Annotated in this window: 23 protein-coding genes; 12 read left to right on the top strand and 11 right to left on the bottom strand. The window is 61.3% G+C overall.

The annotated features are described in order from the left end of the window. Positions 1-82: 82 nt before the first annotated feature. The 4 genes from AACY30_RS21380 to AACY30_RS21365 all read right to left on the bottom strand — a co-directional run bounded on the left by AACY30_RS21380 (position 83) and on the right by AACY30_RS21365 (position 4,749). A complete protein-coding gene (locus AACY30_RS21380) occupies positions 83-1,057 on the bottom strand; it encodes a serine/threonine protein kinase (protein ID WP_106575556.1) in 975 nt (324 codons plus the stop codon). Between the two features lie 153 nt (positions 1,058-1,210). Beyond that, the gene (locus AACY30_RS21375) at positions 1,211-3,109 is read right to left on the bottom strand and encodes a PhoX family protein (protein ID WP_339469773.1); all 1,899 of its coding nucleotides are present in this window, start codon (positions 3,107-3,109) and stop codon (positions 1,211-1,213) included. 79 nt (positions 3,110-3,188) lie between these two features. Beyond that, positions 3,189-3,953, bottom strand: coding sequence for a TOBE domain-containing protein (locus AACY30_RS21370; protein ID WP_339469774.1), 765 nt, complete (start codon positions 3,951-3,953; stop codon positions 3,189-3,191). A gap of 58 nt (positions 3,954-4,011) precedes the next feature. After that, positions 4,012-4,749 (bottom strand): ComF family protein, encoded by a 738-nt coding sequence (locus AACY30_RS21365; RefSeq protein ID WP_339455938.1) that lies wholly within the window; start codon positions 4,747-4,749, stop codon positions 4,012-4,014. Positions 4,750-4,841: 92 nt separating this feature from the next. Here AACY30_RS21365 and bioB point away from each other — a divergent pair, with 92 nt between their 5' ends. The 10 genes from bioB to AACY30_RS21315 all read left to right on the top strand — a co-directional run bounded on the left by bioB (position 4,842) and on the right by AACY30_RS21315 (position 17,136). Next, complete coding sequence (gene bioB / locus AACY30_RS21360) at positions 4,842-5,897, top strand: biotin synthase BioB (RefSeq protein ID WP_339469776.1); 1,056 nt, start codon at positions 4,842-4,844, stop codon at positions 5,895-5,897. Between the two features lie 70 nt (positions 5,898-5,967). Next, positions 5,968-7,149 carry an 8-amino-7-oxononanoate synthase gene (gene bioF / locus AACY30_RS21355; protein ID WP_339541089.1) on the top strand — a complete coding sequence of 394 codons (1,182 nt, stop codon included), beginning with the start codon at positions 5,968-5,970 and terminating at the stop codon, positions 7,147-7,149. Further along, entirely contained in the window at positions 7,142-7,873 is a 732-nt protein-coding gene (locus tag AACY30_RS21350; RefSeq protein ID WP_339469778.1) for an alpha/beta fold hydrolase, read from the top strand. Before bioF ends, AACY30_RS21350 begins: the two co-directional genes overlap by 8 nt. Next, positions 7,866-8,678 carry a malonyl-ACP O-methyltransferase BioC gene (gene bioC, locus AACY30_RS21345; protein WP_339469779.1) on the top strand — a complete coding sequence of 271 codons (813 nt, stop codon included), beginning with the start codon at positions 7,866-7,868 and terminating at the stop codon, positions 8,676-8,678. Before AACY30_RS21350 ends, bioC begins: the two co-directional genes overlap by 8 nt. Continuing rightward, on the top strand, positions 8,675-9,355 hold the full coding sequence (gene bioD, locus AACY30_RS21340) for a dethiobiotin synthase (protein ID WP_339469780.1): 681 nt from the start codon (positions 8,675-8,677) through the stop codon (positions 9,353-9,355). The genes bioC and bioD overlap by 4 nt, the downstream gene beginning before the upstream one ends. 106 nt (positions 9,356-9,461) lie before the next feature. Beyond that, positions 9,462-9,743 (top strand): pyrroloquinoline quinone biosynthesis protein PqqE, encoded by a 282-nt coding sequence (locus tag AACY30_RS21335; protein WP_339415380.1) that lies wholly within the window; start codon positions 9,462-9,464, stop codon positions 9,741-9,743. Between the two features lie 333 nt (positions 9,744-10,076). Beyond that, positions 10,077-11,882: a phenylacyl-CoA dehydrogenase gene (locus AACY30_RS21330; protein WP_339415381.1), complete on the top strand. Its 1,806-nt coding sequence runs from the start codon at positions 10,077-10,079 to the stop codon at positions 11,880-11,882. Between the two features lie 207 nt (positions 11,883-12,089). Then, positions 12,090-13,376, top strand: coding sequence for a GGDEF domain-containing protein (locus AACY30_RS21325; RefSeq protein ID WP_339469781.1), 1,287 nt, complete (start codon positions 12,090-12,092; stop codon positions 13,374-13,376). A 90-nt stretch (positions 13,377-13,466) separates the two neighbouring features. Further along, complete coding sequence (locus tag AACY30_RS21320; RefSeq protein ID WP_339415383.1) at positions 13,467-15,236, top strand: acyl-CoA dehydrogenase C-terminal domain-containing protein; 1,770 nt, start codon at positions 13,467-13,469, stop codon at positions 15,234-15,236. Positions 15,237-15,357: 121 nt separating this feature from the next. Continuing rightward, complete coding sequence (locus AACY30_RS21315) at positions 15,358-17,136, top strand: acyl-CoA dehydrogenase C-terminal domain-containing protein (protein WP_339469782.1); 1,779 nt, start codon at positions 15,358-15,360, stop codon at positions 17,134-17,136. A 226-nt stretch (positions 17,137-17,362) separates the two neighbouring features. Here AACY30_RS21315 and AACY30_RS21310 read toward each other — a convergent pair whose 3' ends face one another. After that, on the bottom strand, positions 17,363-18,262 hold the full coding sequence (locus AACY30_RS21310; RefSeq protein ID WP_339427682.1) for a LysR family transcriptional regulator: 900 nt from the start codon (positions 18,260-18,262) through the stop codon (positions 17,363-17,365). 209 nt (positions 18,263-18,471) lie between these two features. On the opposite strand from AACY30_RS21310, the gene AACY30_RS21305 reads away from it, so the two are divergent. Together AACY30_RS21305 and AACY30_RS21300 are read left to right on the top strand one after the other, a co-directional pair. Continuing rightward, positions 18,472-19,734, top strand: coding sequence for an aspartate aminotransferase family protein (locus AACY30_RS21305; protein WP_339469783.1), 1,263 nt, complete (start codon positions 18,472-18,474; stop codon positions 19,732-19,734). Positions 19,735-19,905: 171 nt separating this feature from the next. After that, positions 19,906-20,064 (top strand): YqaE/Pmp3 family membrane protein, encoded by a 159-nt coding sequence (locus AACY30_RS21300; protein WP_049711246.1) that lies wholly within the window; start codon positions 19,906-19,908, stop codon positions 20,062-20,064. Between the two features lie 5 nt (positions 20,065-20,069). Here AACY30_RS21300 and pqqE read toward each other — a convergent pair whose 3' ends face one another. The 6 genes from pqqE to pqqF all read right to left on the bottom strand — a co-directional run bounded on the left by pqqE (position 20,070) and on the right by pqqF (position 25,789). Continuing rightward, the gene (pqqE, locus tag AACY30_RS21295) at positions 20,070-21,200 is read right to left on the bottom strand and encodes a pyrroloquinoline quinone biosynthesis protein PqqE (protein ID WP_015886197.1); all 1,131 of its coding nucleotides are present in this window, start codon (positions 21,198-21,200) and stop codon (positions 20,070-20,072) included. Then, positions 21,193-21,468: a pyrroloquinoline quinone biosynthesis peptide chaperone PqqD gene (gene pqqD, locus AACY30_RS21290; RefSeq protein WP_339469784.1), complete on the bottom strand. Its 276-nt coding sequence runs from the start codon at positions 21,466-21,468 to the stop codon at positions 21,193-21,195. The genes pqqE and pqqD overlap by 8 nt, the downstream gene beginning before the upstream one ends. Then, a complete protein-coding gene (pqqC, locus tag AACY30_RS21285; RefSeq protein ID WP_339469785.1) occupies positions 21,465-22,217 on the bottom strand; it encodes a pyrroloquinoline-quinone synthase PqqC in 753 nt (250 codons plus the stop codon). Before pqqC ends, pqqD begins: the two co-directional genes overlap by 4 nt. An 11-nt stretch (positions 22,218-22,228) precedes the next feature. Then, positions 22,229-23,140 (bottom strand): pyrroloquinoline quinone biosynthesis protein PqqB, encoded by a 912-nt coding sequence (gene pqqB / locus AACY30_RS21280; RefSeq protein WP_339469786.1) that lies wholly within the window; start codon positions 23,138-23,140, stop codon positions 22,229-22,231. A 66-nt stretch (positions 23,141-23,206) separates the two neighbouring features. Continuing rightward, positions 23,207-23,281 (bottom strand): pyrroloquinoline quinone precursor peptide PqqA, encoded by a 75-nt coding sequence (gene pqqA / locus AACY30_RS21275; RefSeq protein ID WP_003194766.1) that lies wholly within the window; start codon positions 23,279-23,281, stop codon positions 23,207-23,209. Between the two features lie 159 nt (positions 23,282-23,440). Beyond that, on the bottom strand, positions 23,441-25,789 hold the full coding sequence (gene pqqF, locus AACY30_RS21270) for a pyrroloquinoline quinone biosynthesis protein PqqF (RefSeq protein ID WP_339541088.1): 2,349 nt from the start codon (positions 25,787-25,789) through the stop codon (positions 23,441-23,443). Positions 25,790-25,815 lie beyond the last annotated feature (26 nt).

Below are 25,815 nucleotides of genomic sequence, written 5' to 3'. Positions count from 1 at the left end.
GCCCGCGATAGCATCATCTCGGTTCTCCTGCACAACCGAGGTGCCTGCATCGCGGGCAAGCCCGGCGTCCACAGAGAAGCCGTCAGAAGAGTTTCAGAGGTTCTTCGTTCAGGGCCGAGAGTTGTTCGCGCAATGCCAACACCTGGTCGCCCCAATAGCGCTCACTGCCAAACCAGGGAAAGCTGTGGGGAAACGCCGGGTCATCCCAGCGCCGTGCCAGCCAGGCGCTGTAGTGCATCAGGCGCAGGGCGCGCAACGGTTCGATCAACGCCAGTTCACGCGGGTCGAAGTCGTGGAATTCCTGATAGCCGTCCATCAATTCCGACAACTGTCCCAGACATTCTTGACGGTCTCCGGCGAGCATCATCCACAGGTCCTGCACCGCCGGGCCCATGCGGCAGTCATCCAGGTCGACGATATGGAACATCTCGTCACGGCACATCATGTTGCCGGGATGGCAATCGCCGTGCATACGGATGTTCTTGTGCGGCGTGGCCTTGTACACCTCTTCCACGCGTTTGAGCAGGTCGCGCGCCACGGACTCGTAGGCCGGCAGCAGGCTCTTGGGAATGAAGTTGCCTTCCAGCAGGGTGGTGAGGGAATCGTGCCCGAAGTTCTTCACGCCCAAGGCTTCACGGTGTTCGAACGGGCGGGTGGAACCCACCGCATGCAAACGGCCAAGCAGTTGCCCAAGGCGATACAGCTGATCCAGATTGCCCGGCTCCGGCGCACGGCCGCCACGGCGTGGGAACAAGGTGAAGCGGAAACCGGCGTGTTCGAACAGGCTTTCGCCATTGTGGATCAGTGGCGCCACCACCGGCACTTCGCATTCGGCCAGTTCGAAGGTGAAACGGTGTTCTTCAAGGATCGCCTCGTTAGTCCAGCGCTGTGGGCGATAGAACTTGGCGATCAACGGTTCGGAGTCTTCGATGCCCACTTGGTAAACGCGGTTTTCGTAGCTGTTAAGCGCGAGAATGCGCGCATCGCTGAGGAAGCCGATACTTTCGACAGCGTCGAGCACCAGGTCGGGAGTGAGTGTTTCAAACGGATGGGCCATGCAAACTCCTGCGCGCAGCAGGTCGCCGCGTCCGGCCGGGTATGGTAACGCACACGAGCATAGATAGGTGGTGGCTGTGGGGACGCCTTCGCGAGCAAGTCGAAGCGTCTAACCGCCGGTTCGACGCTTCGACTTGCTCGCGAAAGCGGTCTATCAGGCGCCGACGATACCGCCGTCATCCCGTCGAATCGCCATCACCGACGAACGCGGCTTGCCATTCGGTAGGTGCTCCGGCCAGGTGGAGCCGCCGGTTTCACCCGGATGCTGAATCCCCACAAACAACGTCTTCTGATCCGGCGAGAAGCTGATGCCCGTCACTTCACAGGCCACAGGGCCAACCATGAAACGACGGATTTCCCCGGTGGTCGGGTCAGCGCAGAGCATCTGGTTATTACCCATCCCCGCGAAATCACCCGCGTTGCTGTAGTCGCCGTCGGTCAGAATCCACAGCCGCCCGGCCTTGTCGAAACCCAAGCCATCAGGGCTGTTGAACATATTTTGCGGGTTGATATTCGACGAACCGCCCTTCGGCGTGCCGGCGTGAACGCCAGGGTTGCCGGCTACCACAAACAGGTCCCAAGTAAATGCCATGCTGGCGTGGTTATCGGCGTCGGCTTTCCAGCGCAGGATCTGGCCGTAGACGTTTTTCTCACGGGGGTTGGGGCCGCCGACGGGCTGGCCGTCTTCACCGCGCTTGGCGTTGTTGGTGAGGGTGCAATAGACCTGGCCATCGGTGGGGCTGACCACGATCCATTCCGGGCGGTCCATGCGCGTGGCTTTCACCACACTGGCGGCGAGGCGCGCGTGGATCAGCACTTCGGCCTGGCTGTTGAAACCGCTGCTGGCGTCGATGCCGTTTTTGCCATGGGTCAGCTCGACCCACTGGCCCTTGCCCTTGGGGTGGTCGGCATTGCCGTCGCCCGCGTCGAAGATCGCCACATACAGGGTGCCGTGGTCGAGCAAGTCTTTGTTGGCCTTGGGGTTCTTATGGTTGATCTTGTCGCGGCTGACGAACTTGTAGATGAACTCGCCGCGCTCGTCGTCGCCCATGTACACCACGGCGCGGCCGTCGCGGGTTTCAGCGAGGGCAGCGTTCTCGTGTTTGAAGCGGCCCAGGGCGGTGCGCTTGGCTGGGGTGGATTGCGGGTCGAACGGGTCGATTTCCACGACCCAGCCATGGCGATTGAGCTCGTTGGGGTTCTTGGCCAGGTCAAAGCGCGGGTCGTGCTGGTGCCAGTTGATGTCTTTGCTGGCGGCGCCGGCGCCGTAGCGTTTCTGCCCGGCATCAAACGTTTGCTGTGGGTTGCTGCTGCCAAAGCAGTCGGTGAAGTTCTCTTCACAGGTCAGATAAGTGCCCCACGGGGTTTTGCCGTTGGCGCAGTTCTGGAAGGTGCCGAGGGCTTTCTTGCCGGATGTGTCGGCGCTGGTTTTCAGCCATTCGTGACCGGCGGCGGGGCCGCTCAGACGGATCGGCGAGTTGCCGTGGATGCGCCGGTTGTAGCGCGAGTCCTGGACGAATTGCCAGGTGTCACCCTTGCGCCGCACTTCGATCACCGACACGCCTTCGCTGGCCTGCGCCTTGCGCACGTCTTCGGCCGATTGCGGCGCGCCGCCGTGGGCAAAGAGGTAGCGGTAGTTGGTGTATTCGTTGTTGATCGCCATCAGGGCGCGGTTGTCGTCGCCGGGGAAGGCGAACAGGCTCATGCCGTCGTTGTTGTCACCGAACTGCTGTTCCTGAGCGTTGGCCGTGCCGTTGCCGGACGGGTCGAACGCCGGCGCGCTCTTGCTCAGCGGCTGGCCCCAACTGATCAACACCGAAGCGCTGTAGCCCGGCGGCAAAGTGATAGCGTCGCTGGTAGCGGCGGCGATGCTGGTAAAACCCAACAGCGGGCTGGCGGTGGCGGCGTTGACGGCCAGGGCGCTGCGTGTCAGCAGGTTGCCGCCCAGGAACATCGCGGCACCGCACAAAGCGCCGGCGCCGATAAAGCGGCGGCGGGTGAGGCCGACCATCTGCTCAAGGTCGGTGGCTTGGTTTTCTTCTAATAGGCTCATCTCAGGCTCCCTGCGGTTTTTGCAGACACCTTAAGGAGCGGGCGTGACGAAATTGTTGCAGTTAAAAGAAGGTGGCGACTTACACCGGTGTTCCCAGCAGCACATTGCTCGGCGCGAACTGCACCAGGATCGTCTGGCCTCTGGCTGCGCCGAGGGCGTTGAGCGTGTCGCGCTGCGCCAGGGCGCATAGAACCTGGCCGTTGGGCAGCACGATGCGGACTTCGCTGGGGCCGTCGTCGGCATCGAGAATGGCGTCGACGGTGCCGCTCATGCAATTGTGTCCAGTTGTTGCAGAAACCTCGGGTGCGAGCAATTCCAACCAGCCCGCCTTGATCAGTGCGACCACTTCCACGCCAGTTTCCAGCTCCAGTCGCTGCGTGCTGTCGTGAGTGATCTGCGCATCCAGGGTCAGCCCGCCAGCCAGTTGCAGGCGGACCAGATCATTGCGGCCATGATGCTCGATGGCGCAGACTTGACCATGCAGTTGATTGCGCGCGCTGGTGCGCAGCATCAAGCGGCCGAGCAGGTTGAAGTCACTGGCGGCTTCATCAGAGCCCAGCACTTGGGCCTGTAACACTTGCAGGCGCTGGTAAAGACGCAACACTCGCTCACCCTCGACCGTCAGCTTGGCGCCGCCGCCGCCCTTGCCGCCGACGCTGCGTTCCACCAGTGGTTTTTGCGCAAGATTGTTCAGCTCGTCGATAGCATCCCACGCCGCCTTGTAACTCAAACCAGCGCTTTTCGCCGCGCGGGTGATGGAGCCCTGCTCGGCGATATGCGCCAGCAAGGCAATGCGCTGTGGGCGACGGATGATGTGCTGGCTGAGGGAGGCTGGCAGAGACATGTGGGTACGCTTCGATGAGATGGGCCGAACGTTGCGGGCAAGGTTGGCTGGAGTCAAGTCAGCTGCCCGGTTTGGGCGTGCGCGCCAGGCAGTACACATCAACCTGTCGCGCGCCGGCCTTCATCAACAGTTGCGCCAGGCTGTGGGCGGTGGCGCCGGTGGTGAGTACGTCGTCCACCAAGGCAAAGTGCCGGTCTTGCACTTGGGCGCCGGGGGCCAGGGCAAAGGCGCCGAGCAGATTGCGCTTGCGAGTCTTGGCGTCGAGGGCTTGCTGGGCGACCGTATCATGAGGGCGTAACAACACATGTTCATCGTGGGGGAGGTTCAGCTCGCTGCTGAGCCAACGCGTCAGCATCAAGGCCTGGTTATAGCCGCGCTCGCGCAGGCGTTTGCGCGCCATGGGCACCGGCAGCAAGCAATCCGGGCGTGTGAGTTCAGTGTTGTCCAGGCGGTGTTGCAGGTGTTGCGCCAATAGTCTTGCGAGCATCTGCCCGAAGGGCCAGCGCGCCTGGTGTTTGAAGCGGCTGATCAGGCTGTCGATGGGAAAGCTGTAGGTCCAGGGGGCGATCACCTGTTTAAAGGGCGGTGGTTGTCTCTGGCATTGGCCGCACACCAAACCCTCCATCGGCAGTGGAAGGGCGCACACGTCGCAGTGCTCCAGCAGCCAAGGCAGCTCGGTTTCGCAGACGTTGCACACACAATGGGTGGATTGCGTCGCCTCATCGCAGATCAAGCAGGTCTGTACGGTTTTTAACCAGATGTAAACCTGGTGTTTATGCTCTGGTTGACAGTGCATGAATCTTCCTTAAATATGCCGAGCATCCGTGTCGTGCCTGTGGGTATTGCCCTTCCCACAGCGTTTGCCAAAGCATAATCAAGGAATCGCCCATGAGCGCCAGCACCACCGCCACTTTGCGTCACGATTGGTCTCTCGCCGAAGTCAAAGCGCTGTTCGTGCAGCCGTTCAATGACCTGTTGTTCCAGGCGCAGACCGTGCACCGCGCGCATTTCGACGCCAACCGTGTGCAAGTGTCGACGCTGCTCTCGATCAAAACGGGTGCCTGCCCGGAAGATTGCAAATATTGTCCGCAGTCGGGCCACTACAACACGGGCCTCGAAAAAGAAAAGCTGATGGAAGTGCAGAAGGTCCTCGAAGAGGCCGCTCGCGCCAAAGCCATCGGCTCGACGCGTTTCTGCATGGGCGCCGCCTGGAAGCACCCGTCGGCCAAAGACATGCCTTACGTGCTGCAGATGGTCAAAGGCGTGAAGGCCATGGGCCTGGAAACCTGCATGACCCTCGGCCGCTTGGACCAGGACCAGACCGAGGCCCTGGCCCAGGCCGGCCTTGACTACTACAACCACAACCTCGATACCTCGCCGGAGTTCTACGGCAGCATTATCACTACCCGCACCTATGGCGAGCGCCTGCAAACCCTGGCCTATGTGCGTGATTCGGGGATGAAGATCTGCTCTGGTGGCATCCTTGGCATGGGCGAGTCCCTCGACGACCGCGCCAACTTGCTGATCCAACTGGCCAACCTGCCTGAGCATCCTGAGTCAGTGCCGATCAACATGCTGGTGAAGGTCGCCGGTACGCCGCTGGAAAATGCCGAGGATATCGACCCCTTCGACTTCATCCGCATGCTGGCCGTGGCGCGCATCCTGATGCCGCAATCCCACGTGCGCCTGTCGGCCGGCCGTGAGGCGATGAACGAGCAGATGCAGGCTTTGGCGTTTTTTGCCGGTGCCAACTCGATCTTCTACGGCGACAAATTGCTGACCACCGCCAACCCACAGGCTGACAAGGACATGCAACTGTTCTCGCGCCTGGGCATCCTGCCGCAAGCGCGGGAAGAGCACGCGGATGAAGTGCATCAGGCCGCGATCGAGCAGGCGTTGGTGGAGCAGAAGAGCAGTGAGCAGTTCTATAACGCCGCAGTGTGACCCCCCCCGGTCTCACCTTGGATGCGCTCCCACACTTCGACCGCGCTCAGTCTGCTTAAATGAGGCCTGCATGTCTTTTGATCTCGCCGCGCGCCTCGCTGCCCGCCGTGCCGAACACCTCTATCGCCGACGCCCGCTGCTGGGTAGCCCCCAAGGCCCGGAAGTGGTGGTGGACGGCCAGCCGTTGCTGGCGTTTTGCAATAACGATTACCTGGGCCTGGCCAATCATCCGCAGGTGATCGAGGCCTGGCGCGCCGGTGCCTCCCGTTGGGGCGTGGGCGGTGGCGCTTCGCACTTGGTGGTCGGGCATGCCACGCCGCACCATGAACTGGAAGAAGCCCTGGCGGACCTGACCGGTCGCCCACGCGCCTTGCTGTTTACCACCGGCTACATGGCCAACCTCGGTGCGGTCACGGCGTTGGTGGGGCAGGGCGACACGGTGCTGGAAGACCGGCTTAACCACGCCTCGCTGCTGGATGCCGGCCTGCTGTCCGGTGCGCGCTTCAATCGCTACCTGCACAACGACGCTGAAAGCCTGGTCAAGCGCCTGGAGAAGGCAACCGGTAATACGCTGGTGGTTACCGACGGCGTGTTCAGCATGGACGGCGACCTGGCGGATTTGCCCGCGCTGGCCCGTGAAACCAAGGCAAAGGGCGCCTTGTTGATGGTGGACGACGCCCACGGTTTCGGCCCTTTGGGCGCCCACGGCGGCGGGATCGTCGAGCATTTCGGCCTCAGCCAGGAGGAGGTGCCGGTGCTGGTCGGCACCCTCGGCAAGGCCTTCGGTACGGCGGGGGCCTTTGTGGCCGGCAGCGAAGAACTGATCGAAAGCCTGATCCAATTCGCCCGGCCTTACATCTACACCACCAGCCAACCGCCCGCCCTGGCCTGCGCTACCTTGAAAAGCCTGGAACTGTTGCGTACCGAGCACTGGCGGCGCGAGCACCTCAACAGCCTCATTCGCCAGTTCCGCCAGGGCGCGGAGCAGCTCGGCTTGGACTTGATGGACAGCTTTACGCCTATCCAGCCGATCCTGATCGGCGACAGTGCCAAAGCCATGCGTCTGTCGCACATGCTGCGCGAACGCGGCTTGATGGTGACCGCGATCCGCCCACCTACCGTGCCGGCTGGCAGCGCGCGCTTACGCGTGACCTTGACCGCGGCCCACAGTGAGGCGCAGGTGCGGCTATTGTTAAATGCATTGGAAGCGTGTTTCCGCTTGTTAGGCGCCACGGAGCCCAACCATGCGTGATCGACTGATATTACTGCCCGGCTGGGGCCTTGGCGTATCGCCGCTGGAGCCTTTGGCCGCCGCCTTGCAAGGCCTGGACGAGCACCTGCGGGTGCAGATCGAGCCGCTGCCGGCGCTGGGCTCCAGTGACCTGAATGAATGGCTCGACGAACTCGACGCCACGCTGCCGGACAACGCCTGGCTGGGCGGTTGGTCGCTGGGTGGCATGCTCGCTTCGGCGCTGGCGGCGCGACGCGCAGAGCGCTGCTGCGGCCTGCTGACCCTGGCCAGCAATCCATGTTTCGTTGCCCATGACGGCTGGCCGAGTGCGATGCCCGCCGAGACCTTTGACGCGTTCCTCGCCGGCTGCCATGCCGACTCCCAGGTCACCCTCAAGCGCTTCGGCCTGTTGTGTGCCAAGGGCGCGGAGGACCCACGCGGGCTGTCGCGCCTGCTGGTCAGTGGCGCGCCGAATACACCGACGAGTGTGTTGATGCCCGGGCTAGAGCTGCTCGCCCAACTCGATACGCGCGACGCTTTGCTGGCCTTCCGTGGCCCGCAGCTGCACCTGTTTGCCGGCATGGACGAGCTGGTGCCCGCCGAAGCCGCCAGCGCCCTGCTGGCCCTGCTCCCCGATGTTGAAATCGGCCTGATTGAACAGGCCGGCCACGCGTTTCTTCTGGAAGACCCCCACGGTGTAGCGGGGGCCATCCAGGCCTTTTTGCATGAGTGCGTCGATGACTGATTTATCCCACGCCTCGCTGCCGGGTGGCTTGCCGGACAAGCGCCAGGTGGCGGCCTCCTTTTCCCGCGCGGCGGCCAGTTACGACAGCGTTGCCGAGTTGCAGCGGGCCGTGGGCAGCCAATTGCTGGCGCGTCTGCCAGCAGGCATCGCGCCGCAACGCTGGTTGGACATGGGCTGCGGCACCGGTTATTTCAGCCGTGTGTTGGGTGAACGGTTGCCCGCCAGCCAGGGCGTGGCGCTGGATATTGCAGAAGGCATGCTCAACCACGCGCGGCCGTTGGGTGGCGCTAGACATTTCATCGCGGGGGACGCCGAGCGTTTACCGCTGCACGATGCCAGTTGCGGGCTGATCTTCTCCAGTCTGGCGGTGCAATGGTGCGCGAACTTCGAGGCGGTGCTCAGTGAAGCCTATCGTGTGCTGCAACCGGGGGGTGTTCTGGCGTTTGCCAGTCTTTGCGTGGGCACCCTGGAAGAACTGCGCGAAAGCTGGCGCGCCGCGGATGGCCTGGTCCACGTCAACCGCTTTCGCACCTTCGAGGCTTATCAGCAGCGGTGCGCGGCCAGTGGCCTGCGAGTAGCGAGCCTGGAGCGCCGCCCCCATGTGTTGCACTACCCGGACGTGCGCAGCCTGACCCATGAGCTGAAGGCCTTGGGCGCGCATAACCTCAACCCCGGCCGGCCGGGAGGCTTGACGGGGCGTGCGCGGATTGTTGCACTGGTGCAAGCGTATGAGCAGTTCCGTCAGGCCCAGGGCCTGCCGGCGACTTACCAAGTGGTGTATGCCGTACTGGAGAAACCGCTATGACCGCCGCTTACTTCATCACTGGCACCGACACCGATGTCGGCAAGACCACCATTGCCGCCGGCCTGTTACACGCGGCGCGGCAAGCTGGCAAAAGCACCGCTGCCGGCAAACCGGTGGCTTCCGGCTGCCAGGTCACGCCCAAAGGCTTGCGTAATGCCGATGCGCTGGCGTTGTTGGCCGAATGCTCATTGCCCCTGAGTTATGCCGAGGTCAACCCGGTGGCATTCGAACCGGCCATCGCGCCCCATCTGGCGGCGCGGGAAGCGGGTGTCTCGCTCACCGTTCACTCTTTGCTCAAACCTATGCAGCAGGTTCTGGCCAGGCAAGCGGATTTCACCCTGATCGAAGGCGCCGGCGGATGGCGTGTGCCATTGGCCGATCAGGCGAATTTGTCGGACCTGGCCATGGCGCTCAAACTGCCCGTGATTTTGGTGGTGGGCGTGCGGCTGGGGTGCATCAGTCACGCCTTGCTTACCGCCGAAGCCATCGCGCGAGACGGTTTGCAGTTGGCCGGGTGGGTGGCCAATATCATCGACCCCAAGACCTCCCGTCTGGAAGAAAACCTCGCCACCCTGGCAGAGCGGTTGCCTGCGCCATGCCTGGGCCGTGTGCCGAAACTTAAGCATGCGGGGGCTGAAACCGTGGCGGAGTACCTACAGTTAGACTTGCTTGACTGATTTTGGCTATCGCTGAGGCATTATGCCATTAGTGTTTTTGTCGGGTGTTTTGTGGGCAACTCTGCTTCAATCACAGCTCACGATTCTCTAAAGGCAGGCTTACGCCATGGAAATCTCTGGAAGCAGCGCGTTTTACTCGGGGCTGAGCACTATTCAGGCCGGGCAGAACCGTGTCGACCAGGCTGCGGGCAAGATTGCCAGCGCCGCGACGACCCAGCCATCGGATGCGCAAAGCGACCGTCTGCAGGCCAACGACCGCGCCCAGCTGTCCAACTCGGCCAGCAACATGGTGGAAATGGCCCAAGGCAAGTTCCAAGTCGAGCTCGGCGTAAAAGTCGCCAAGGCTTCGGATGAAATGCTCGGCACGTTGATCGATACCTACGCTTAACGCTCTCTGCGCCTGCACACCGGCTTTCCTGTGGGAGATGGCTTGCCTGCGATAGCATCTGCGCGGTCCTGTTGATGCAGCGAGGCGCCTGTAGCGCAGGCAAGCCGCCCCACATTTGTTCTGCTTCGTCCTCTCGAACTTCTACACTCATTTTGGTGTGGCAATCCGCCGCAGACGTTGCCGTGCGCGCCATTGACCCACGTCATGACAAACGGCATCCGGACGACGCTTGACATCCCCAGGTGGTAAACGTATGTTTCAAACACCTGTTTGACCGCCATAACGCATCCACGCGGTTGTTCATTCCAGATACATCAGCAGAGGTTTATCGCTATGCCTGACTACAAGGCCCCCTTGCGTGATATTCGCTTCGTTCGTGACGAACTGCTCGGCTATGAAGCGCACTATCAGAGCCTGCCGGCTTGCCAGGACGCTACCCCGGACATGGTTGACGCCATCCTTGAAGAAGGCGCCAAGTTCTGTGAACAAGTGCTGGCACCGCTGAACCGCGTGGGCGACATCGAAGGGTGCACCTGGAGTGAGTCAGGCGTTAAGACCCCTGCTGGTTTCAAAGAAGCCTACAAGCAATTCGTTGAAGGCGGCTGGCCAAGCCTGGCCCACGACGTGGCGCACGGTGGCCAAGGCCTGCCGGAGTCACTGGGCCTGGCAGTCAGCGAAATGGTTGGCGAAGCCAACTGGTCATGGGGCATGTACCCGGGCCTGTCCCACGGTGCGATGAACACCATTTCCGAGCATGGCACCCCAGAGCAGCAAGAGGCCTACCTGACCAAACTGGTGTCGGGTGAATGGACCGGCACCATGTGCCTGACCGAGCCACACTGCGGCACCGACCTGGGCATGCTGCGCACCAAGGCCGAGCCTCAGGCTGACGGTTCCTACAAAGTCTCCGGCACCAAGATCTTCATCTCGGCCGGTGAACACGACATGGCCGACAACATCGTCCACATCGTACTGGCCCGCCTGCCGGACGCACCGGCTGGCACCAAAGGCATCTCGCTGTTCATCGTGCCGAAATTCATGCCAAACGCCGACGGTTCGGTGGGTGAGCGCAACGCGGTGACCTGTGGCTCCCTGGAACACAAGATGGGCATCCACGGCAACGCTACCTGCGTGATGAACTTCGACGCGGCTACCGGCTTCCTGATCGGCCCGGCGAATAAAGGCCTGAACTGCATGTTCACCTTTATGAACACCGCTCGCCTGGGCACCGCGCTGCAAGGCCTGGCCCACGCCGAGATCGGATTCCAGGGCGGCCTGAAATACGCCCGCGACCGCCTGCAAATGCGCTCGCTGACTGGCCCGAAAGCGCCGGAAAAAGCCGCTGACCCGATCATCGTGCACCCAGACGTGCGCCGCATGCTGCTGACCATGAAAGCCTTCGCCGAAGGCAACCGTGCGATGGTGTACTTCACCGCCAAGCAAGTGGACATCGTCAAATACGGCACCGACGACGAAGCCAAGAAACAGGCTGACGGCCTGCTGGCCTTCATGACCCCGATCGCCAAGGCGTTCATGACCGAAGTCGGTTTTGAGTCTGCCAACCACGGCGTACAGATCTACGGTGGCCACGGCTTCATCGCCGAGTGGGGCATGGAGCAGAACGTTCGTGATAGCCGCATTTCGATGCTGTACGAAGGCACCACCGGTATCCAGGCGCTGGACCTGCTCGGCCGTAAAGTGCTGATGACCCAGGGCGAAGCGCTCAAGGGCTTCACCAAGATCGTCCACAAGTTCTGCCAGGCCAACGAAGGCAACGAAGCCGTTCAGGAGTTTGTTACTCCGCTGGCTGCGCTGAACAAAGAGTGGGGCGAGTTGACCATGAAGGTCGGCATGGCCGCGATGAAAGACCGTGAAGAAGTGGGTGCCGCCTCGGTGGACTACCTGATGTACTCCGGTTATGCGTGCCTGGCTTACTTCTGGGCCGACATGGCGCGCCTGGCTGCCGAAAAACTGGCTGCTGGCACCACCGAAGAGGCGTTCTACACCGCCAAGCTGCAGACCGCGCGCTTCTACTTCCAGCGTATCCTGCCGCGTACCCAGACCCATAAAGCCACCATGCTATCGGGCGCCAACAACCTGATGGACATGAAAGAAGAAGACTTCGGCCTGGCTTACTAAGCCTCACCAGGTTCACTTCCACAGCCGCTGCTCCGTGACAAGAGCAGCGGCTTTTTTGTGCGCGATAAAAAACCGCAGCACAGCACTCAGGGATTGCGGCCGGCTGCCGTTACAGTGATGGCAATGTGATACATGCGCGACGGGTTGTGCTTAACTGTCTGTGTAGAGGCATATTGCCACCATTTTTTGCGGGTCGGAGTTTTACCCTTGTCGCGCGTGTCCGCTGTCAGTTTCAGTCATTTTCTCCCTTCGTTACTGCTGTTGCTGGCCGGGCTCTCGGCTGCATATATCAAAGACCTCAACGTTTTCTTCACGTCACTGTTCAATGTGTTGCCGACCTTGGTGCTGTTGCTCGGCGGTTCGTACTGCGCGGTGTACCGGCGTCAGCGTGAACTGTTCCTGATGATCACGGTGTATATCGCCTACTTCCTGCTCGATACCCAGACCGACTTCTACCGCGACAACGGCCGCGTGCGCGAAGACGCGGCAGTGGTGTTTCACCTGTGCTGCCTGTTGTTGCCGTTGTTGTTCAGCATTTACGCGCTGTGGCAGGAGAAGACACACCTGTTCCGTGATTTCGTCGCCCGTGGCGCAGTGTTGCTGGCGATAGGCAGCGTGGCGCTGGCACTCGAGCAGAGTTTCCCCGTGGCGGTGGTGAACTGGTTGGCGGAGATTCGCTGGCCAGTGCTGCATGGCGCCTGGATGAGCCTGATCCAACTGTCGTATCCGATGTTCCTGATCGGCTTCCTGACCCTGGCCGCGCAATACTGGTACCAGCCGCGCCCGCTGCACGCCGCGCAACTGGTGGGTTTGCTGGGGTTGTTCTGGATGTTGCCGCAGACGTTCATCCTGCCGTTCACCCTGAATATCATGTGCAGCCAGGTGATGCTGATGATCGCCGCCGGCGTCGCCCACGAGGCCTATCAAATGGCCTTCCGCGATGAGCTGACCGGCTTGCCGGGACGACGCGCGCTGAACGAGCGTATGCAGCGGTTGGGCCGCAATTATGTGCTGGCGATGAGCGACGTCGACCACTTCAAGCGCTTCAACGATACCCATGGCCATGACGTCGGCGACCAGGTGCTGCGTTTGGTGGCGAGCAAGCTGTCGAAGGTCAACGGCGGCGGGCGTGCTTACCGGTATGGCGGTGAAGAGTTCGCCGTGGTGTTCGCCGGCAAGACGGTGGAAGAATGCTTGCCGCACCTGGAAGAAATCCGCGTAATCATCGCCGATTACGCTATCAAATTACGCAACCTGGACCGCCCCCAGGACGACCACCAAGGCCGCCAGCGACGGGCGGGCAGTGGCGCATCGAGTGTTTCGGTGACCATCAGTATCGGCGTGGCCGAACGCCAGGCTGAGCAGCGCACACCGGAGGAAGTCCTCAAGTCTGCCGACCAGGCGCTGTACGCCGCCAAGGGCGCCGGGCGTAACTGTGTGGTCGCCGCTGGCCAGACCCGCCGTGGCGCTGTGCGGGAAAGCGCTGCCGGTTGAGTAATGGTGCTGTATTCAGCAGCCCTACAGTGATTGTCGAGAGCCGTGGCCGGCAGTAGGGTTAAACCATCTGCTGCCGGAGACATCGCCATGCCTGACTACAAAGCTCCCCTGCGCGACATGCGCTTTCTGATCGACAACGTATTTGATTTCCACGGCCACTACGCCGCGTTGGGTGCAACCGACGCCAGCCCGGACATGGTCAATGCGATCCTCGAAGAAGGCGCCAAATTTTGCGAGAACGTGCTGTCGCCGCTCAACCGTAGCGGTGATGAAGAAGGCTGCCATTTCGACAATGGCGTCGTCACCACGCCCAAGGGTTTCAAGGAAGCGTTCGCCCAGTACGTTGAAGGCGGATGGCACGGCGTGGCGGCGGACCCGGCCTATGGCGGCCAGGGCTTGCCGCAGTCACTTGGTCTGGTGCTCAGCGAAATGATCGGCTCCAGCAATACCTCCTGGGGCATGTACCCAGGGCTGACCCACGGCGCAATGTCGGCGATCCACGCCCATGGCACCGCCGAGCAAAAAGATACGTTCCTGAACAAACTCACCGCCGGCGAATGGACCGGCACCATGTGCCTCACCGAAGCCCATTGCGGCACCGACCTCGGCCTGATCAAGACCCGTGCCGTGCCTCAGGCGGATGGCAGCTATGCGGTCACCGGCAGCAAGATCTTCATCTCTGCCGGCGAACACGACATGAGTACCAACATTATCCACCTGGTGCTGGCCAAGCTGCCGGATGCGCCGGCGGGCACCAAGGGCATCTCGCTGTTTATCGTGCCCAAGTTCCATGCCGATTCCGGCGAGCGCAACGCGGTGCACTGCGGCTCTATCGAGCACAAGATGGGCATCAAGGCCTCGGCTACCTGTGTGCTGAACTTTGACGGTGCCAGAGGTTTCCTGATCGGCGAGGCGAACAAAGGCCTCAACTGCATGTTCACCATGATGAACCATGCGCGCCTGGGCACCGGCATGCAGGGCCTGTGCAGCGGCGAGGCAAGCTTCCAGGGGGCGATCAAGTACGCCAACGATCGCCTGCAAATGCGCTCGCTGACCGGCGCCAAGGCTCCGGAAAAAGCTGCCGACCCTATCATTGTGCACCCCGACGTGCGCCGCATGTTGCTGACCATGAAAGCCTTCAACGAAGGCAACCGCGCGCTGGCCTACTTCACCGCGCAACTGCTCGACACCGCGCACCTGAGCAGCGACGCCGGCCAACGCCAGGACGCCGAAGACCTGCTGGCTTTCCTCACGCCACTGTGCAAAGCCTTTATGACCGATACCGGGCTGGAGGTGGCCAACCATGGCATGCAGGTCTTCGGTGGCCACGGCTATATTCGCGAATGGGGCATGGAGCAACTGGCCCGGGATGCGCGGATTGCGCCGATCTATGAAGGCACCAACGGTATCCAGGCCCTCGACTTGCTGGGGCGCAAGGTGCTGGGCAGTCAGGGCAAGTTGCTGCGCGGGTTTACCAAAATCGTGCACAAGTTCTGCGCCGCGCAGGCCGAGCATCCGCAACTCAGGGCCTATGTAGCGCAGCTCAATCAACTGAACGGTGAATGGGGCGAACTGACCACCCAGGTCGGTATGGCCGCGATGAAGAACCCCGATGAAGTCGGTGCGGCGGCAGTGGATTACTTGATGTACAGCGGTTACGTGGTGCTCGCTTACCTGTGGCTGCGCATGGCGATTGCTGCCCTTGACCAGCAAGACGCTGATTTCGCCAAGGCCAAGCTGGCCACTTGCGACTTCTACTTCAAGCGCCTGCTGCCGCGTACCGCCACCCACCGCGCGGCTGTGGAAGCGGGCAGCGAATGCCTGATGAGTCTGCCCGCGGAGGCATTTTCGCTGTGATGACTTAAAAATACCTATCAGTCACAAGTGGACCCTATGTGTCTGAAAAGTTGTTCGGGTACACTCGGAGCCTGTAAAACCGATCCTACCGAATCACTTTCACGTTCTTACGAGGTTTGCCATGGCTGATTACAAAGCGCCGCTGCGTGATATGCGCTTCGTCCTCAACGAAGTCTTTGAGGTCGCCGACACGTGGGCCCAATTGCCGGCATTGGCAGACACCGTTGACGCCGAAACCGTAGAGGCCATCCTCGAAGAAGCCGGCAAGGTCACTGCCAAATCCATCGCCCCGCTCAGTCGCAGTGGCGATGAACAAGGTTGCCGCTGGGACAACACCGCGGTGTTTACGCCGGACGGTTTCCCGCAGGCCTACAAAACCTACGCCGAAGGCGGTTGGGTTGGCGTAGGTGGCGACCCTGCCTTCGGTGGCATGGGCATGCCCAAGGCTGTGTCAGCCCAGGTCGAAGAGATGATCAACTCGTCGAGCCTGGCATTCGGTTTGTACCCGATGCTGACCTCCGGCGCCTGCGTGTCGATTGCCACGCACGCCAGCGAAGCACTCAAGGCCGCCTACCTGCCGAAGATGTATTCCGGTGAATGGGCAGGCTCCATGTGCCTGACCGAGTCCCATGCCGGTACCGACTTGGGGATGATCCGTACCAAGGCTGAGCCGCAGGCGGACGGTTCCTACAAAGTCAGCGGGACCAAGATCTTTATCACCGGTGGCGAACACGACCTCACCGACAACATCATCCACTTGGTGCTTGCCAAGCTGCCGGATGCGCCGGCCGGTCCCAAGGGGATTTCGCTGTTCCTGGTGCCGAAGTTCATGGTGAATGCCGACGGCAGCCTGGGCGCACGCAACCCGGTGAGCTGTGGCTCGATCGAGCATAAGATGGGGATCCAGGCGTCCGCGACCTGTGTGATGAACTTCGACGAAGCCGTGGGTTATCTGGTGGGCGAGCCGAACCGTGGTTTGGCGGCGATGTTCACCATGATGAATTATGAGCGTTTGGGTGTGGGTATCCAGGGCCTGGCGTCCGGCGAGCGCTCTTACCAGAACGCCATTGAATACGCACGTGACCGCTTGCAAAGCCGTGCGCCGACCGGCGCGCAGGCCAAGGAAAAAGCGGCTGACCCGATCATCGTGCACCCGGACGTGCGCCGGATGCTGCTGACCATGAAGGCCGCGAACGAAGGCGGCCGTGCCTTCTCCACCTACGTGGCGACGCAACTGGATATCGCCAAGTTCAGCGACGATGCCGTTGCCCGCGAACGTGCGGATAACCTGGTGGCGTTGCTGACCCCAGTGGCCAAGGCGTTCTTGAGCGACTTGGGCCTGGAAACCACGGTGCTCGGCCAGCAAGTGTTTGGCGGCCACGGCTATATTCGCGAGTGGGGCCAGGAGCAACTGGTGCGCGATGTGCGCATCACCCAGATCTACGAAGGCACCAACGGCATCCAGGCGCTGGACCTGATGGGGCGCAAGATCGTCGGCAGCGGCGGGGCGTTCTACACCTTGTTTGCCGATGAGATCCGCGCGTTCATTGCCTCGGCCGGTGCCGAGCTGGCTGAATTCACCAAACCGCTAAGTGCGGCAGTGGATGACCTGGATGAACTGACCGCCTGGGTGCTGGATCGCGTCAAAACAGACCCGAATGAAATCGGCGCGGCGTCCGTTGAGTATTTGCATGCATTTGGATACATGGCCTACGGCTATATGTGGGCGCGCATGGCCAAGGCGGCGCTGGGCAAGGAGGCTGAAGAAGACTTCTACGCCAGCAAGCTGGGCACCGCGCGCTTCTACTTTGCGCGCCTGTTGCCACGTATCCATTCGCTGAGTGCGTCGGTAAAAGCCGGCAGCGAATCGCTGTTTCTGCTGGATGAAGCCCTGTTCTAAGGGATTGGAGGGCATGTAAGCATTCTCTTACATGACGTGCTGCTATTCGTCCTCTATCGCCATATTGGATCCACGGCTAATCTACTTCACATGGACGTCGCGCAGGAAGCGCAAAGCAACAACACGGACACGTAGGATTCTGCCAGGACGGCGGAGTGAAATGGATGTCAGGGAAACAGTCTGCAAAGCCCCGCTTAGGCGGGGTTTTCTTTTGCCTGCGAAAAAGTCATGCCGGTGCCTGCGGCGCATTCATCACGTCTTCCAGCAAGGTGCGCAGCAACGCCACCGTCGCCTGCTGGCGCTGCACGTCGCGGCACACCAAGCCCACTTTCAGCGCCACCCTGGGTTCACTCAAGGGTTTCCACAACAGCGCCTGGCTATTGTGTTCGTCCTGGGAGCGCCCCGGCAGTACTGTCGCCAGCTTTGTGTGAGGCAAGCTGTCGAGAATCCCCACCATGGTATTGAGCTCGGCCTGCACTTGCGGGCGACGGCCGAGGTTGGCCAGTTGGCCCTGCCAGATCTGCCTGACCTGGAACTCCTCGCCCAGCAGCAACATGGGTAACTCCGCCGCCTGCTTCAGCGAGACCTTCTTGAATTCGCGCAGGGGATGATCCTCCGGGATGACCACCTTCAATTCGTCTTCATACAACAACACGCCGTGCAGCCCCGGCTGGCGGGGCGGCAAGTAGCTGATACCGATGTCCAGCGAACCGTTGAGCAATCGCCGTTCAATCTCAATCCCGGTCAACTCGTAGATCTGCACCACCAAGTGCGGCTGGGCCTTGCGCACGCGCTCGAGCATCTGCGGCACCAGGCTGGTGTGCACGGTTTGCAGCACGCCAATGGCCAAGGTGCGCATCGCCTGGCCCTTGAAGTTACGCAACGCCTCCACGGCTTGCTGCATGCCATCGATCAGCGGCAGAGCATGGTTGTACAACGTGTGGGCAGCCAGGGTGGGCAGCAGGCGCTTGCTGCTGCGCTCGAACAGGCTCACATCGAGGTTCTGTTCCAAGTGGCGAATCTGCTGGGACAGCGCCGGTTGGGAGATCGACAAGCGCTCCGCAGCACGGCCTACGTGGCCTTCCTCATACACCGCGACGAAATAACGCAGTTGCTTGAAATCCATAAGGCTTACTTATCGAAAAAGCTGGAAAATCGAAATGGCCGTTGGCCCTTGAGACGCCTAGTCTAGCGCCTATTCGCAGGGCTTACAGGGCCGGATCGGGCAATGAACAGCGTTGATGTTGATAGCGTTTACATAGGCAAGACAAAAAACCTCCAGGCCGTATCGGCACGTTGTACCGACCAACGTCCGGTTGCTATTGGGGGTGAGCTATGAATCTGTTTCGTCGCCCTGCGCCGAGCCTGGATGATTTGATGCTGGAGACGCCCAGGGATAATCCTTCCAGTGAATCCCTGATGCCCTCCCTAAGGCGATCGCCGCAAGTATTTGCGCGCGGCCAGGGTTCCTGGCTGTGGGACAGTGGCGACCGTGCCTACCTGGATTTCAGCCAGGGCAACGCGGCCAACAGCCTAGGCCACAGCCCGCAGGTGTTGATCAAGGCGCTGGCCGACCAGACCCAGGCGCTGATCAACCCGGGGAGCGGCCTGTACAACCGCGCTCAACTCAACCTCGCCGAACGCTTGTGCCACCGTACCGGCAGTGACCAGGCGTATCTGCTGAACAGCGGTGCGGAAGCCGTTGAAGCCGCGATCAAATTGGCGCGCAAATGGGGCCAGCTGCATCGCGGTGGCGCCTACCGCATCATCAGCGTGAGCGGTGGTTGCCATGGTCGCAGCTTTGCGGCGATGTCGGCGTCGGCGGGCACTGTTGAAAACCGTTTTGAACCACAGTTGCCAGGTTTCAGCCACGTACCCTTCAACGACCTGCCGGCCCTGCATGCGGCAGTCGATGCGCAAACCGTCGCCATCCTGCTCGAGCCGATCCAGAGCGAAGCCGGGGTGATCCCTGCGACGGAGCACTACCTCAAAGGGGTCGAGAGGCTTTGTCGCGAGTTGGGGATCCTGCTGATCCTCGACGAGGTGCAAACCGGCATAGGCCGCTGCGGCACCTTGCTCGCCGAACAACAGTACGGCGTACGTGCCGACATCATCACTCTCGGCAAAGGCCTGGGCGGCGGCGTGCCCCTCGCCGCGCTGCTGGCTCGCGGTAAAGCCTGCTGTTTTGAGGTGGGCGAACTGGAAGGCACCCATCATGGCAATGCGTTGATGGCATCGGCCGGGCTGGCGGTACTCGATACGGTACTGGACCACGGCTTTCTAGAGCAGGTGCGTGAGTCCGGCCTTTACCTCGGCGAAGGCCTGACACGCCTGGCCTATCGCTACGACCATGGCCAACTGCGCGGCCACGGCCTGATGTGGGGCCTGACGCTGTCGGATGATTCTGCGGATGCGGTGGTAAAAGCGGCCTTGCATGAAGGCCTGATCCTCAACGCCCCACAACCCAACTGCCTGCGTTTCACCCCGGCCCTGACGGTGAGCAAAAGTAACATCGACGAAATGCTCCTGCGCCTGGCCCGTGCCTTTTCCCGGGTGCGCACCGGGCAGTTGCAATGCCGCAAGGGCATCGCCGTTTAATCCCTATTCCTGAACCGTCTCGCGGTCTACGCGACGCCTCCAGCCTGATTCTTTTGGTTGGGGGCGTTTTTTTGTCTGGATGGCCCAACGCCAGATCCCACTGAACCCTCACGAACGCCCAAGGTCGATTAGCTACACGGCTCGCACGAGCCGATTTTTCGGAGCTTACCCATGGACATCATTCGTATCATCATCGCCATTCTGCTGCCGCCACTGGGTGTGTTCCTGCAAGTGGGTCTCGGCGGCGCGTTCTGGCTGAACATCTTGCTGACCCTGTGCGGTTACTTCCCAGGCGTTATCCACGCGGTGTACATCATCGCCAAGCGCTGAGGCCGTCAGCCTTTTGCGATGAGCCGTGAGTTGCGCTCATTGCGAAAGGCCAACTGCTCGATGGTCTGGGTCGCGTGTTCGGCTTCTTCCCGCGCCTGCAGGATGATGCCGTGCTGCTCGGACTTGCTGCACACCGGGTCGGCATTGCTCGCATCCCCTGTGAGCATGAAGGCCTGGCAACGGCAGCCGCCGAAGTCTTTTTCCTTTTCGTCGCATGAACGGCACGGCTCGGGCATCCAGTCGTAACCGCGAAAGCGGTTGAAGCCAAACGAGTCGTACCAGATGTGCTGCATGCTGTGGTCACGCACGTTGGGAAATTGCACCGGCATCTGTCGTGCGCCATGGCAGGGTAGGGCGGTGCCGTCTGGCGTGACTGTCAGAAAAATACTGCCCCAGCCGTTCATGCAGGCTTTCGGACGCTCCTCGTAGTAATCCGGGGTGACGAAGATCAGCTTGCATGGGTGGCCTTCGGCTTCCAGCTTGGCGCGGTATTCATTGGTGATGCGTTCGGCGCGCACCAGCTGTTCCCGGGTCGGCAGCAACCCCACACGATTGAGCTGCGCCCAGCCGTAGAACTGGCAGGTGGCGAGTTCGACAAAGTCCGCTTCCAACGCAATGCACAGCTCAATGATGCGGTCGATCTTGTCGATGTTGTGCCGATGGGTGACGAAGTTCAGCACCATCGGGTAGCCGTGGGCTTTCACCGCACGGGCCATTTCCAGTTTTTGCGCGAAAGCTTTTTTCGAGCCGGCCAGCAGGTTGTTCACCTGTTCGTCGCTGGCCTGGAAACTGATCTGGATATGGTCCAGGCCAGCCTTCTTGAAATCGCTGATTTTCTGCTCGGTCAAGCCGATGCCGGAAGTGATCAGGTTGGTGTAGAAACCCAACTTGCGCGCCTCTGCGATCAGCTCGGCGAGGTCCTGGCGCACCAGCGGCTCACCGCCGGAAAACCCCAGTTGTGCGGCGCCCATCTCGCGAGCCTCACGAAACACCTTGATCCACTGCTCGGTACTCAGCTCCTTGCCCTGCTCGGCAAAATCCAGCGGGTTGGAGCAGTACGGGCACTGCAACGGGCAGCGGTAGGTCAGCTCAGCCAGCAGCCACAGCGGCAGTCCGATGGCTGGCTTTTCAGGCAAGGGTGATCCAGTGCTCAGCACGGGCGACCTCCATGAATTGCTCGATGTCTTCGCCGAGCTCGGGTACGCCGGGGAATTGTTTATCCAGCTCGGCGATGATCGCGGTCACGTCGCGCTCGCCGTCGATCAAACCACCAATCAGTGCGGCGCTGTCGTTGAGCTTGATCATGCCCTCGGGATACAGCAGCACATGGCCTTTTTGCGCAGGCTCGTACTGGTAACGATAGCCCTGGCGCCAGGTGGGTTTTTTGCTGCGATCAAAGCTCATAGGGTGATCCCTTTATGCCACACCCGCTGCTCGGTCACGCTGTGATACGGCGGGCGTTTGAGTTCATAGGCCATGCTCATGGCATCCAGCATGCTCCACAGGATGTCCAGTTTGAACTGGAGAATTTCCAGCATGCGCTCTTGGCCGTCACGGGTGGTGTAGTGCTGCAGGGTGATCGCCAACCCGTGCTCCACATCGCGCCGGGCCTGGCCCAGGCGGGTGCGGAAATACGTATAACCGGCTGGGTCGATCCACGGGTAATGCTGTGGCCAGCTGTCGAGGCGCGACTGGTGGATCTGCGGCGCGAACAGCTCGGTCAACGAGCTGCTGGCGGCTTCCTGCCAATTGGCGCGGCGCGCAAAGTTCACGTAGGCGTCTACCGCAAAGCGCACGCCGGGCAGCACCAGTTCCTGGGAACGCAACTGGTCAGGGTCGAGGCCGACCGCTTGGCCCAAACGCAGCCAGGCTTCGATACCGCCGTCTTCACCCGGTGCGCCATCGTGGTCGAGCAGACGCTGGATCCACTCGCGACGTATTTCACGGTCCGGGCAGTTGGCCAGGATCGCGGCGTCCTTCAGCGGGATGTTCACCTGATAGTAGAAACGGTTGGCGACCCAGCCCTGGATTTGTTCACGGGTGGCACGGCCTTCGTACATCGCCACGTGATACGGGTGATGGATATGGTAGAAGGCGCCCTTGGCGCGCAGGGCTGCTTCAAATTCGGCGGGCGTTAGCGGTGCGTCAGTCATATTGTCTGCTCCTACAATTCAATGCTCATGCCGTCGTACGCCACTTCGACATTGCGCCGCACCAATTCCGCTCGCTCGGGGGAGTCTTCATCAAGGATCGGGTTGGTGTTGTTGATATGGATAAGCACCTTGCGCTGCTCGGGCAATTGCTCCAGCACCTCGAGCATGCCACCGGGGCCGTTCTGTGCCAGGTGGCCCATCTCGCGGCCGGTGCGGGTGCCGACACCCCGGCGCTGCATTTCATCGTCATCCCACATCGTGCCGTCCACCAGCAGGCAGTCGCTGCCGGCCATGATTTCCAGCAGTGGCGCGTCGACCTTGCCCAGGCCTGGGGCGTAGAACAGTTTGCCGCCGGTGCGCAGGTCTTCGACGATCAGGCCGATATTGTCACCGGGGTGCGGGTCGAAACGGTGTGGCGAATAAGGCGGTGCGGCGCTGCGCAGTGGCAGCGGGGTGAAACGCAGGTTGGGGCAGGCCGGGATGCTGAAGCTGGCGTCCAGGTCGATGCGGTTCCAGGCCAGGCCGCCGTTCCAGTGGGTCAGCATGGTGAACAGCGGGAAGCCGGTGCTCAGGTCTTCATGGACCATGTCGGTGCACCACACCTGGTGCGGGCAACCCTCGCGCAGGCTCAACAGGCCGGTGGTGTGGTCGATCTGGCTGTCCATCAGGATGATCGCGCTGATGCCGGTGTCACGCAGGGCGCGGCCCGGTTGCATCGGCGCGAAGCTCTGGAGTTGCGCGCGGATATCCGGCGAGGCATTGCACAGCACCCAATTCACACCATCGTCGGAGATCGCGATGGATGACTGGGTACGCGCTTGCGCCCGCAGGCTGCCATCGCGCAAACCAGCGCAGTTCACGCAGTTGCAGTTCCACTGCGGGAAACCACCGCCGGCGGCGGAACCTAAAATCTGGACAAACATGGTCGCTCCATCAAGCTCAAAACAAAAACGCCCCGGGCGAACCGAGGCGTTGTATTACCCAGCGGATTAACGGCTGGCGAAGTACATGGTGACTTCGAAACCGATGCGCAGATCAGTGTAAGCAGGTTTGGACCAAGTCATGTTCTTACTCCTACGAAGGGATGGGACGTTCACTACCAAGTAATACATATAGTCCACCTCCAGTCGGAGATGTTCACAGGTATGCGTGGGAATGTTACGCAATTATTTTAAAGTTAGCGCTGTCTTGGTGGAAAAAGCCTTTTGCAAGGGCGGCAATGATCAGTCTGCCGCTTGCCAGGTAGCCGAAATGCGCGCGCCGTTGGCGACGCAGCGCCAGCCGCCTGTGGCGTCGTTCAATTGCTGGGCGGCCAGTTGCAACGCTTCGAGGCTACAGGCTTGGATCTGGGATTGCAGTTGTTCCAGATAACCCGACGGATGGCCAGCCAGATGGGCGTGCCAGAGCAGGTCGGCAGCTTGAGCATTGGGCAGTGCCTGCGCTGAAAATTGTTGCGCCAGATCCAGGTTGCCGAGGTCGTCGCAGCCATTGATCAGTGCTGGCAGTTGCGCCAGGAAGGTTTGCAGGTGCTCGGCGATGCCTTCCAGGGAAACGCTGGGGGACTGTACGCCGAATAGCAGGCCGGTCTGGCCGTTTATCTGCCGGATGGCGCTGAACACGGCGTAGCCGATTTGCAGTTCTACCCGTAGCTTTTGGTAGAACGGCCCTTGGAGCAGATGGCCGAGCAGTCGCCACGCGGCCTCGTCCGCCAGGGATTGACCGGGTGTTGGGCAAAAAAGCAGCAGGGCGGCGTCGTTGGAGTCGGTTTTCACTTCATGCCAGATACGTTGGCCGCTGAGGGATGGCACCCTGTGATTTATGTTTGCGGGTTGCCCGGGCAGTCGGGCGGCTGCTGCTTTGACAGCGGCCTCATACGCGGCAGGAAACCCCAGTCCCAGGCCTTGCCAACATGCGGTGGCCCACGATTCAGAACGAGGCGTGATAACGGTGCAGCAAGCGGGCAGGGCTTTGAGCAACTCCCGAATGGCGATCATCGGCGGTGAGGCAGGTTGCGCCTCTTGCGGTTGAATCAGACTCTGCGCCAACACGTCCAGCACGGAGGGTATGGGTTCCAGCAGCCCTATCATTTTTACCAGCGCGTCATTGCCCAGGCTTTCGAACGACAATTCGACACCCGCCTGACGCGCATTTTCACGCAACGCCTGCAATGCGCTCTCCAGGCCGGTGGGGGCCGACTGCCATTGCAAATACAGTGCACCTTCACCACTGTCATCCGCCAGCGCCTGGCTGAAGTTCAATGCCGACACCTCCCGACGTCCGCGGGAGCGATCCTGGGCGAAGGTGCGCAACCCCCGGTGTGCGCTGGTCTGGCCGCGAATCAGGCCGGCGCGTTCTTCCTTGACTGATGGTCGTAGGAACGGGTTGTTCGGCGGCAGTTGCCAAGTGTGCGCGGAGGGTGGCAGCCGCAGCGAACCAAGCATGGCTTTGAGGGCGACGACATCCTGTTCCGAAAGAGCCTGGCTGTCGTGTCTGGCCAAGGCCAGCGCGCCTTGGACCTGTCGTTGACGAACGGCCAACAGCGCGAACTCTTCCCGTAGTGAAGTCCAATCCCTCTGTGCGAAAAAGCTCAGCCAATCGTGCAGCAACGCCTCTATCTGCGTAGCCGACTTATCTTGGGCGCTGAGCGTGACGTCGATATCCAACACAGCTTGCCCGGCGAAGTGATAAAGCACCGACGCCTGCAGTGCACTGGCCAGTTGCCGCGCTTTCAGTTCAGCCAGCAATCCGCCGGGTGCCGAGGCATTCAGCCAGGCACAGAGAAAATCCAGTGCTTCACGCGGCGCGTCACAAGTGATGACGTGGTGCAGGTGGTCATTGGCGATGTGCTGATAGCTCCGCGCTTCACCCTTCATCAAAGCCGGTGGCGCAGATTGTGGGCGTAGAGGTCCTGAGGTCAGTTGCTCACTGAACTGCTGTGCCAGGCTTTGCAGTTCATCCAGCGACAGTGGGCCGGCCAGGCTCAGCGTCATCTGCCCGCTCTGATAGAAATGCGCGTGGAATTCCCGCAATGCCTGCTGAAATGCCTCACGCTCCACCGGCAAGCTGTCGCGGTTGCCCGCATGAAAACCCCGCAGCGGATGGTCTGCGGCCAGGCCTTGCAGCAACGCGACTTGTTGCTGCGCCCCGACATCCTGGGACCAGGCGACAAACTCTGCGTGCAACACCTCGCGCTCGCGTAGCTGATCCTCCAGCGCCAGGCGTGGATGGGACAGCATGTCGGCCAAGCGCTCCAGGCCACTCGTAAACGTTGACGCCGGCAGCTCAAAGAAGAAAGCCGTGGTGCGCTCACGGGTGCTCGCATTGACTTGGCCCCCATGACGCTGCACGTAGGCCATCAACCCCTCTGTGGTGGGAAAACGCTCGGTGCCGAGAAACAACAAATGTTCCAGAAAGTGAGCCAACCCCGGCCAGGCCAATGGCACGTCATGGCTGCCGGCCGACACCCGCAAAACGGCAGCGCAACGCTTCAAACGCGGGGCATGATGCAAGGAAACCCGCAAGCCATTGGCCAGGGTCAGGTGAAGGTGATGAGGGTGGGCCGGCGCAGGCATGGGCACTTCCGAAACATAGGAAGTGG

Origin of the sequence: Pseudomonas sp. RA_5y_Pfl1_P24 (assembly GCF_963970945.1) — a bacterium.
In the GTDB taxonomy this organism is placed as follows: domain Bacteria; phylum Pseudomonadota; class Gammaproteobacteria; order Pseudomonadales; family Pseudomonadaceae; genus Aquipseudomonas; species Aquipseudomonas tritici.
The sequence above is the reverse complement of the archived record's forward strand: the minus strand, read 5'-3'. Positions and strand labels throughout refer to the sequence as shown.